The organism is Flavobacterium ginsenosidimutans (genome assembly GCF_003254625.1).
Taxonomy (GTDB): Bacteria; Bacteroidota; Bacteroidia; order Flavobacteriales; family Flavobacteriaceae; genus Flavobacterium; species Flavobacterium ginsenosidimutans.
Map to the genome: position 1 here is coordinate 119212 of NZ_QJRJ01000068.1, position 9294 is coordinate 128505.

7 protein-coding genes are annotated in these 9294 nt (G+C 32.2%); 1 reads left to right on the top strand and 6 read right to left on the bottom strand.

Annotated elements, in window-relative coordinates; genetic code table 11:
- The first annotated feature begins 1 nt into the window (after position 1).
- On the top strand, positions 2 to 358 hold the full coding sequence (locus tag DM444_RS03970) for a hypothetical protein (protein WP_111284210.1): 357 nt from the start codon (positions 2 to 4) through the stop codon (positions 356 to 358).
- A 284-nt stretch (positions 359 to 642) separates the two neighbouring features.
- Here the strand turns inward: DM444_RS03970 and DM444_RS03975 are convergent, their stop codons facing one another.
- The 6 genes from DM444_RS03975 to DM444_RS04000 form a co-directional block, all read right to left on the bottom strand.
- Positions 643 to 1332, bottom strand: a complete 690-nt coding sequence (locus DM444_RS03975) for a CPBP family intramembrane glutamic endopeptidase (RefSeq protein ID WP_111284212.1) — start codon at positions 1330 to 1332, stop codon at positions 643 to 645.
- 76 nt (positions 1333 to 1408) lie between these two features.
- Positions 1409 to 1999, bottom strand: a complete 591-nt coding sequence (locus DM444_RS03980) for a Crp/Fnr family transcriptional regulator (protein ID WP_111284214.1) — start codon at positions 1997 to 1999, stop codon at positions 1409 to 1411.
- A gap of 239 nt (positions 2000 to 2238) precedes the next feature.
- Positions 2239 to 3750, bottom strand: a complete 1512-nt coding sequence (locus DM444_RS03985) for a glycoside hydrolase family protein (RefSeq protein WP_111284216.1) — start codon at positions 3748 to 3750, stop codon at positions 2239 to 2241.
- Positions 3751 to 4017: 267 nt separating this feature from the next.
- Positions 4018 to 6195 carry an HAD-IIB family hydrolase gene (locus DM444_RS03990; protein WP_111284218.1) on the bottom strand — a complete coding sequence of 726 codons (2178 nt, stop codon included), beginning with the start codon at positions 6193 to 6195 and terminating at the stop codon, positions 4018 to 4020.
- Between the two features lie 331 nt (positions 6196 to 6526).
- Entirely contained in the window at positions 6527 to 7426 is a 900-nt protein-coding gene (locus DM444_RS03995) for a carbohydrate kinase family protein (protein WP_111284220.1), read from the bottom strand.
- Between the two features lie 327 nt (positions 7427 to 7753).
- Positions 7754 to 8743: a hypothetical protein gene (locus DM444_RS04000; RefSeq protein ID WP_111284222.1), complete on the bottom strand. Its 990-nt coding sequence runs from the start codon at positions 8741 to 8743 to the stop codon at positions 7754 to 7756.
- Positions 8744 to 9294 lie beyond the last annotated feature (551 nt).

Below are 9294 nucleotides of genomic sequence, written 5' to 3' on the forward strand. Positions count from 1 at the left end.
AATGACAATACAAGATTTAGTAGGTACTTATTCCATTTCTGGAAGCAATCAGGACGAAAGTAATGAAATAACATACCAAGGTGTTTTGACGCTGACTTTAGATAAAAACAATCGCATAAAGGCAGATTGGCTTATCAATTCGCATAAACAAAAAGGAACTGGTTTCTTTAAAGATAATATTTTGGTCATTAATTTTAGTTACAAAGGCGATGACAATAAAACCTATAAAGGAGTTGCGGTTTATAGATGTATTACAAAAGATGTTTTAGACGGATTTTGGTCTGAGAAACATGGAAATCCTTTGTATTTAGGAAGTGAACATTGTTTGAGAATGGAAACTACAGAACGGTTAAATTAAGGGAGAATAATTTTTAACACGTATTAAATTGGGAGTCAACTTTGTCAAAGTGGGAGTAAAGAACTTCGAGGAAAGATAAATTATAAAGTTGGTTTTCACATTTTTGTCATTTCGACGAAGGAGAAATCTCCGCGAGAAGCTCGACAAAGATTGGATTTTCGTTGCGGAGCTACTTGTGGAGATTTCTCCTTCGTCGAAATGACAATGATTGTGGTTATTTTATTGAAGATAAAGGTTTGTTGAAGTCAAAGTTTTAAACTTTGACAAAGTTTGGGGTTTAAAGTCTATGCAGGATTTACTACAGTTTTAAATTTTCTGTTATAAAGAATAATAAAACCAACCCATATTACTAATAAAACTACGATTAAAGTAAGTTCTGTTTCATGCAAACCATTACGGAAGAAATTGTTTAGAGAATGCACTCCTGCAACTGCCAATAACGATCCTGTAGAAGTATATACTTTTCCGATTCCCCAAGTTCCAAAGAAAATGATTCCGAAGAAAATCATATTGCTTGGAGTTGTTTCGAAATTTAAATGCCATGCAAACCAAAGTATTGCAATAATCAAGATTGAAGTAAATTTAGGAAGCGATTTTAATTGTTCTTGCAAAAATCCACGCCAACCGATTTCTTCTAAAAGTCCGTAAACTAAAACAGTAAACATAAGTAAAATTGGGAATTTACCGATTGTGAAATAATAAACACCTGCAATTAAAACAGCTGGAAGAATCCAATAAACGGCAAACGGAACAATTGCATTTTTATAAATTCCTTTTAACGACATTGGATTGTTAAGAGAGAATATTTTTATTGCTGCCAAAGCACCCAAAGCTGGACCAACACCGCGAAGTAAAATTACTAAATATGGATTTTCTATTCCAGATAATAAATTAGTTTTAACGGCTGCATATCTGCAGATTACAGCAATTACATAATAAACTATAATAGCGCCAAAGTTGATTTTATTTTTCATCGTTTTAAATTTGTTTGGTTTAGTGAAGCAAACTTAGCGAGTGAAAATGAAAATAAAATTGACTTTGGGTAAGAAATCATTTTTCCATAACTCTTTTTCGAATTCGGCTTAAACTTTCTGCCGTCAATCCCAAATATGAAGCGATGATTTTAAGAGGTGTTCTTTGAAAAATTTCTGGACGTCCTTCTATAAGTTTTAAATAACGTTCTTGCGGAGAAAGCGTCAATAGATTAATTTGTTCTTGCTGTTTACGCACATAAAGTATTTCAGAAATAGCTTTTCCGATTCGTAAACCTGTTTCAGATCTTTGGTACAATTCATTTAGATCTTGAAGCGAAATGGACCAAAGCGTTAAATCTTCTAAAGCTTCTGTTTTAATAACTGATGGCTTCTGATTTAGAAAAGACATATAATCGCTAATAAAACTCTTTTCATAAAGAAGATTGATGCAAATATCTCTTTTACCATCCCAAACAAATAGTCCAGCTGATCCTTTAATTATAATATTGAGATATTTTTCGACGCTATGATAATCTTTTATGATTTCAGATTTGTCAAATTCACGAACTTTAATTTTCTCCGAAAATCCTGCCCAGATATTCATATCGGCAGTAAAATAATTTTCGAAAATTCTCTTTACATCTTCTGGAGAAGGGCTATGTGGCATTTTTTAAAATTATCAGTTTGAAACGCCAATATAAGTTTTATCTTTCAAAATAAAAACAGCTTTCTTATCCTGTTCTTTATATTTTTTGTGAAGATTGTTACGACAACTTTGTCAAAGTTTAAAACTTTGACAAAGTTCAGCACGAAAAACTATGTGAATTATTATATAAGTGAAAATGCCTTTTTTAAGTACCAGAAATTCTATGTTTCTATGTGTTTAAATTTAACTGCAATGATTGTTTAAATTAAAGAATTTGGCTGAAGTTCATTATCATATTTTTCAGGATCAGAAGCTGCATATTCGTTTTCTGGTTCTGGAATAACGTGAATTTTAGAATTGCTTATCGAAATTACAGCCGAACAGACATAAATCCCTACTTTTCCTTCATTGTATTTAAAATCCAATAAAGTTAGTTTTACAATGTCATTTATCGAAAGTTCATAATAATTTCCGTAGCGGATAATTTTGAAGGAAATCTGTTTTTCGTCACTAATTTCGAATTGATTGGTTTGGATGTTTTCAAAGATAAAATTATTCTTGACATCTTTTTCATTAAATCCCCATGCTCTAAATTGCACGAAACCATTCATAAAATCAATCGAAATATAATATCCGGTTCCTTCTTTATCACATTCAATTACAAAGCCTGTTTTTCCCATTCCTTCAACAGACAATGTTCCTTCCCAAACAAAATCGTTTGAAGGTTTTTCGAAGCCATAAATTTCATAACCGCTTCGGCATCCAAATCGCCATTTGTTTTCATTTTCCAAAACAAATTCTGCTGTCGGATTTCCTAAAATAGGTAAGGGGAGAGGCAAATCTTTTTGAAGTATGGTTTTCTGATATAGTTTTTCCCAATAATAATAGCTTTTCAAAAGAAGTCTTCCGCTTTTATCGACATCCAATTCTTTTGGTGGCGGAATCACACGATGTGTATTGACATTTCCGTCTGCAAAATAGAAATTATAAACCAAAAAGTGTTTTCCGTTTTTTACAACTCTCGCAGCATAGTTTCCTTGAGGCATTAAAACATTATTATGAAAAGCAGAATATTCTCCTCTAAATTCGCCAGAAGACCAATAACGAACTTTTATGTCTTCTCGAATTGATCCTAAGAGATAATGCGTTCCTTTAATTTCAAAAACACACGGACATTCAACATCATCATAAACATACGGAATGTGAAGCGGTTTTTGCAGTACATAACCTTCTTTTTCTCTTTTTGCTACACCAATACAGCCTCTGCGGTATGTTGGTCCAGAGGCACTTCGGGCGCAGATTAACAAATAATCTTCTCCTTTGTATTGGTATTTAAATGGATCACGAAAACTAATCCATTGTCGTGGATTGTTATTTTGACCTTCATAATGAGGAGCTTCACTTTTAAACGGAAGTCCGTATAGATTTTCTTTTTTCCAAGTAAGCAAATCGGTAGAAATTGCCCTTCCTACTTTTTGTTCGATTCCTTTATCTTGGCGTTTAAGGCCAGTATAATACATTTCATAACCTTCGCCATCCGACTTTTTGCTGATATGCATCGTCCACAACATATCATCGTCCCATTCTCCTGGATCGCCAACAAATAAAGCGTTTTTTACTCGTTTCCACGAAAGACCATCTTTTGAAACGGCATGAGCAATATAATCGTGATTGGGAATAATTAAATGAAATAAATGATGAATTCCTTTTTCATCTATAAATACATCAACATCTCCAATTTCCCAATTGCTAAATCCTGAACCTGAATACATTTTATTATTTATTTTAAACTGTTAGTATATTTTTTAATTTTTTAAACACATAGATTCATAGTTTTACTTTCAGTAAAAAAAGGCATTTTATTTAGTTAAAATGAACATAGATCTTTTAACCGTTAAACTTTGTCAAAGTTTTGAACTTTGACAAAGTTGACTTCTCGTTTACTATGTGTTAGAAACTAGTTTCTTTAATACTCTCTTTTAATTCAGAATAAAATCTATGTTTCTATGTGTTTAAATAATTCATCTTCACCGAATGAATTATTTTATGACTTTATAATGTTTTAAACCTTCCAAAATTCCCTCTGAAGCTGAATTTTTAGCAACATAAATACTTTTAGATGTTTCGTAATCGGCAAGTTCAGAACTTCGATTTCCGACAATAATTCCTTTCACTGGCCCTCTAAACATATCAACATCATTTCCAGAATCCCCCGCAGCAATTACATTTCCTAAAGGAATCGACCATTTTCGGCATAAAAACTTAATGGCATTTCCTTTAGAAGCTCTTTTCGGAATAAAATCCAAAAACTGCCCATGGCTCGGAATAATATTGACTTTGTACCAGCCTGTTCCTAAAATTTGAATTAACTCATCATGATTGTAATGTTCTTTATCATAATAATAAGAGATTTTAAAAGGATTTTGCGCTTCTTCTTCCTGGAGTTTAATCCATTTTATGCCTTTCAGTTTATTGACAATTTCTTCTCTTTTCCATCTTCCAGAGAGAAACTTGGCCCAACCTTTATCCAAAATATAATCCGTTCCGTTTGTATAATAGATTTCGGTTCCGACTGAACAAATAATAAAGTCGGGTAGAGGGAATTCTTCTTCGTCAATTACTTTTTTTACGAGTGCCAAATTGCGTCCAGAAGCCATTGCAAAAGCCATTTTTTCGGTACGATTGGTTAAATGAGCTTTTAATTCTTTCAAACCTGGATTTGCTAGTTTGGGTTCAATTAAAGTTCCGTCTATATCTGAAACCAATAAGTGATCGATTTTTCTTTTAAGTCGGCTTATATTGATATTTGGATAATGCTGTTTTTTGATTCCAGTCGAGGAAACCGATAGATTTTCATTGATTAAATCTACATAATGATTGATGTGGCTTACCCAACTGTAATGTTTCTGAATATTAATTGCGCCATTATTTGAGTAATATTTCCATTGATTTTCATCAGTTAAAATATTTCGTAGCGCTTTTTTGATCTGACTTTCTTCTTGCGGATTTACCAATTCTCCGTTCTGGCAAACCGGAATAATTTCTGAAGGTCCGCCGTTTTTTGTCACCACAACTGGAAGCCCCGAACTAGCCGATTCGATAACGGTCAAGCCGAAGTTTTCATGCAAAGCTAAATTCACAAAAACGCCTCTTTTTTCTGCAGCATAACGATAAATGATAGATACTTCATTTTCGACATCATGTTTCTTCGGAATTGCCATTTTTCCGTACAAATCGTATTTATCCATCAAAAGAAGCAAATCGGTTAAAACGTTCTTTTCTGATTCGGGCATTTTAGCAATGTCTTTTCGAATACCAGCAAAAATGACCAGATTGGCCATGCTTTGGAGTTCTTTGTCTTTTCCGTAAACTTCAATTAAGGTATTCAAATTTTTATGACGGTCAGGTCGTGAAAGTGCCAGAATAATAGGTTTGTGCGGATTGGTTAAAAATTTAGAAATGCTTTCGGCAACCCAATATTTTCGTTGCGCTTCTTCCATATGTTTATCCGAATCATTTTCTTGATAATAATATGGAACAAATTTTCTGGTGTCAATTCCTGGAGAGATGGCGTGGTATTTTCCTAGTTCGAAGTTTTTGTAGGTTTTGTAGGTTTCAATTTCCTGTTCGGTAGAAGTGACAATAAATTCTGCGAGTTCTAAGGTTCTTTCTTCGGCGGCAATTCTGGCTTTAAACTTGAATTTTTTTTCAAGATCTTCTTCCGTTTCTCCGCTTTCGATTAATTTCTTCTTTTTGTAGAATCCTAAAGAATGTCCTGTGTGGGCGAAAGGAATATTTAAAACTGCTGATAATTCGGCTGCAGCGTAACCCGCGTCAGCATAATGAGAGTGAATCCAATCTGGGAAAATGTTGTGCTGTTTAATGTGTTGCATTGCGCCGTTCACAAAAGTATCTAGACCTTCCCAAAGCTGTTCTTTTGCTCGATACTTTTTTCCCAGAAACGGAATTCGCCTTATGTCCAATTTATCATTGATAATTTCTACAGGTACAGCGTATTCTGGCGAAAGAGCGGGATCATCTATTAATCTTGTAAAAATATGAACGTGTTCTACATCTTCATGTTGCGATAAAAATTCTGCTAATTCGTATATGTATTTGGTCTGACCTCCGTTGTCAGCATCTCGACCGATTTCGAGACCAGAACCTTTCAAAAGTCCGTGTATATTGATAAGTGAAATTCGTAGTTTTTTCATCATTCTTCATTAATAATTTTGAAATCACAAGTTACTGCGCCTATATTGATTAAGAAGAAATAATTACATTTTAAATTTACATATTTCCCATGTTTAGAAGGAAAGATGTATGTTTTAACTATAAAAAGGAAATGGTTTTAAATAAAAGCAATTTTTTCAATTGCCTCCAGCTTTAGCCTAAAAGTATTATTTGGCTAAAGCCTTTTTATAGCAGAAATTTTAACCTCCAGTTAAAGCTGAAGGCAATTCATAAATATTAACTTTCTATATTTTATAACGAAACCCGACAGGTTTTTAAAACCTGTCGGGTTTGATTATCATATCTAAAGGAATATTAATTTTTATTGATCAGATTCTCAATGTCAAATATTGAAATTTCAGGATTTCCACCTGCGGATCCAGCGACCAAAGCTCCCGTTGCACATGCAAAATTTAAGGCTGCTTGCGGTTCTTTTCCATTTAAAAGAGAAGTAATCAATGCGCCTAAAAATGAATCTCCAGCACCAACCGTATCTTCAACTTTTACCGTATAACCTTCATTTTCATAAAGATGTTTATCCCATAAAAGCAAAGCACCATCTTTTCCTCTCGTAACACAAATTGCTGTGGCATTGGTTAAAGAACAGATGAAATTCATATTTTCTTCTAAAGTATTGTAAGGAGAATCTAAAGCAGCGCTGATTTCCATTAGCTCTTCATCATTAAATTTGATAAAATTAGCCGACTGCATTAAGTGCTGTAGAATTTCGTAATTATAATGTGGTTTTCGAAGATTAACATCAAAAACTTTATAAGTGTGTGTGTTGAGCAATTCGTCCAAAGCTTCTCTAGAAACGTCATCTCTGCAGACCAAACTTCCATAAATTAAAACATCTGAGTTTACGACTAATTCTCTCGCTTCTTCGTTTAGAATAATTTTATCCCAAGCTGAAGGATAAAGAATTTCATAAGTTGCAGATTTACTTTCGTCCAATGTTACGTTTACTAAACCCGTTGGGAAATCATCAGATTTTAGAATTGTTTTTGTTTCTAAGCCTAATTTATGGACTTCATTTATAATTGCTTCTCCATCTGCATCATTTCCTACACAGCTAATCATATTAGAATCAACGCCAAGGGCTTTCATACGAAGCGCTACATTTAAAGGCGCTCCGCCAATTTTTTTCACATTATCAAAAATATCCCAAAGTACTTCTCCGAAAGCTACAGCTTTTAGTTTTTTGTCGTTGCTCATTTTAAATTTCTCCTATTTTAAAATATTAAATCGGATGATTAGAGTTTCATCAGATTCCATAAAAATAAAAAACAATAACGGTTTATGCAACCCATTTTAAAAATGAAATGCATTGATTGACTTGTAAATAGCTAAAAATCAGTGATTAAAAAGCGATGAAAATTACATTTTAATTTTCTTTATAGAATTACGTTCGATCATGAGAGTTTTTTGATGAGTTGTATATTTAAACAAAAATTCAGTTAGTAAATGTGGTCTTTAATATAAAAAAGGGGGCAAAACTTTGTTTGTTTTGCCCCCTTTTTTATAATTGTAAAAAAAATAGAATTACTTAGTTATTTTATCAAACATTTTACAGTATTTTCTTGGTTTATTTCCATCAGGCAATTCGCTGAAAGCTCTATAAAAAACACCTTTTTTATTTTTATAAATGCCTGAAAATAGATTCTTTATCTCTTTTTTCATTTTATCCTTTTCTGTTTTTAGCGCTATAGTATCGTCTAAGTTAATGCTTGTAACATAGTCAATACTTGGGATGTATCCTTCTGCTGCAACTTCAGGATAAATACTGTAAACTTTAGGTTTGCTATCTACACTTTCAAGGGTTAATGGCAAAGTAAATTTAGAGTTGGCTTCCTTTAATAAATTATCATAAAAATTATTGATTTCGTTTTCATTTTGATATTTGATAATATCACTAGCAGGTCTTAAACACTGTTTTGCTAAACTAACGTAGTTTATTGCATCGATCAAGTAAGATCTGTTATAATTTTCTTGTGCTAATTTGTAGTATTCAGCAGGGCCTTTTTTTAATAAATTATATTGTCCGGCATACAAAATATTGATCTTCCATTGATTGTCGTACTTGCCATAGATTACAGTTATCAATAGCTCATTGTCATGTCCATTGGGTATTAATAATGATACATACATATCCTTGTTCATTGCTAAATAATTAATAACGAAATCACTGTCTTTAGTGCCCATTGGTATAGTATTACTGATGCCTGTTGTCGAATTTTCAACATTATATTCATCCAGAATTCTATAACTTTTGGATTGAAAAGAAGTGCTAACTTGTTTTACTAAGTTATCTATTTCATTGCCATTTTTTTTTACAAGCTCATTCGCTAGTAATGCTCTTACACCTTTATTGTCATTGCTCATTATAGCTTTGAATAATTGATCATTTAAGAGCTTGATTTCTTCTCTTTTATCGCCAGCAATATTTTCATTTTTATTAACTCCAGAGGTTCCTATATTACAGCTCTGAAATAAAAAAACAATTATAAAAAGCAATGAGATTTTACGTATCATATTTTGAAATTGGTTGGTTAGTTTATTTTTAAATGAGATGCTAATATAGTTTTATTTCAGAATTAGAAAAAAGGTATATTTATAATATTTTTTTAAGTCAATAGAGATTATTAATCAGCGCGACGCTCGCGCCAGAAGGGAGTTAACAGACAAAGAGGATTATTTTGATAAGTCTTATCTGGAATCAGTATTTTTGTTAATACTTTTACGCATTTTTATTTTTAATTTATTTTATTAAAATATTTTTTTAACTTTTTTCAATGCAGAACAATATCTCATATTTGATAGTACCCATTATTCTTATTGCGTGGGGAGTATTTTTAATGATTACAAAAAATGAAAACTATTTAGCAATGAAGAAGTATAGGTTTCTTTTCCTATTAGGTGGTATATTTTTGTTTTTAGCCAGATTATATAAGCTTTTACAATAGAAAAATAGATGATCGTCCTTCTCTCGGTAGTGCGATCATATTGCTAGTGAAATTTTGACTAGTCCTAAATAATCGATACAGATTATTAGACAAATATATTTAATTAAACACCTGTAAGAA